This window comes from Actinomycetospora lutea (assembly GCF_028737205.1).
GTDB classification, from domain to species: domain Bacteria; phylum Actinomycetota; class Actinomycetes; order Mycobacteriales; family Pseudonocardiaceae; genus Actinomycetospora; species Actinomycetospora lutea.
Window position 1 is genome coordinate 1 of sequence record NZ_JAQZAL010000103.1, and the last position, 1090, is coordinate 1090.

The window sequence follows — 1090 nt, forward strand, 5'->3', positions numbered from 1 at the left end:
TGTACCCGGCCAGGACGTTGGTGACGGTGGCCAGCGGCGTGGCGAGTTGAGACAGGGAAGGCCCTTCGGGCTGGGTGGAGGTGTCTGACGCCATCCGCCTCGCCACGAAGGGCCTTCCACCTTGCACGCTAACGCTCGTCTGACCCTGCACGGCCGGATGCTGCTGGTGCAGCGTGTCCGCGGCCAGGGACGCCCGAAAGCCCACGTCGCCGCTGAGCTCGGTGTCTCCCGGCAGTGCGCGCACCGGTGGGTCACCCGCTGGGATCGGGAGGGGTGGAGCGGGCTGGTTGACCGCTCGAGCCGACCGCACCACCAGCCCCGGCGCACCACCGCCGAGGTGGAAGAGCGGGTGCTGGCCGCCCGTCGTGACGAGCAGGCGGGGCCGGCGTTCCTCGCCGAGAGCACCGGGGTACCGGCCCGCACGATCACCCGGATCCTGGCCCGCCACGGTGTGCCGCGGCTGGCCGACTGTGACCCGGTCACCGGCGAGTCGATCCGCGCGGCGCGCCGCAGCGAGCGCCGCTACGAGCACCGCGCACCGGGCGATCTGGTGCACGTCGATGTCAAGAAGCTCGGTCGCATCCCCGACGGCGGCGGGTGGCGGGCCAACGGCCGCGGCTACCGGCCCGGCTCGAAACGCCGGATCGGGTTCGACTACATCCACGCCATGGTCGACGACCACTCAAGGCTGGCCTACGCCGAGGTGCTGCCCGATGAGAAGGGCGTCACCTGCGCAGGCTTCGTGACCCGGGCCGCGGCCGCGTTCGCTGCTGCCGGCATCCCACGCATCGAGCGGGTCCTGACCGACAACGCCCGCAACTACCGCGGCTGCCACGCCTTCGCCGCCGCGGTCGGCGAGCTCGGCGCGGTCCAGAAGTTCATCCGCCCGCGCTGCCCCTGGACCAACGGCAAGGTCGAACGCTTCAACCGCACCCTGGCCCGCGAGTGGGCCTACCGACGGCCTTACCGCACCAACAACGACCGCACCCTCGCGCTCAAGGGCTGGCTGGACTACTACAACAACCAACGCCCCCACACCGCCTGCGCCAACCGACCACCCGTCAGCCGCATGTCACCAACGTGACGGCCG

General features: G+C 71.7%; 2 protein-coding genes. One reads left to right on the top strand and one right to left on the bottom strand.

What is annotated here, in order from left to right; genetic code table 11:
• Positions 1 to 244: hypothetical protein (locus PHK61_RS31845; RefSeq protein WP_274285049.1), on the bottom strand; the 244-nt coding region annotated here is incomplete at its 3' end.
• Here PHK61_RS31845 and PHK61_RS31850 point away from each other — a divergent pair.
• The gene (locus PHK61_RS31850) at positions 158 to 1084 is read left to right on the top strand and encodes an IS481 family transposase (RefSeq protein ID WP_274285048.1); all 927 of its coding nucleotides are present in this window, start codon (positions 158 to 160) and stop codon (positions 1082 to 1084) included. The two genes, PHK61_RS31845 and PHK61_RS31850, sit on opposite strands and share 87 nt — an antisense overlap.
• The last annotated feature ends 6 nt before the right edge of the window (positions 1085 to 1090 follow it).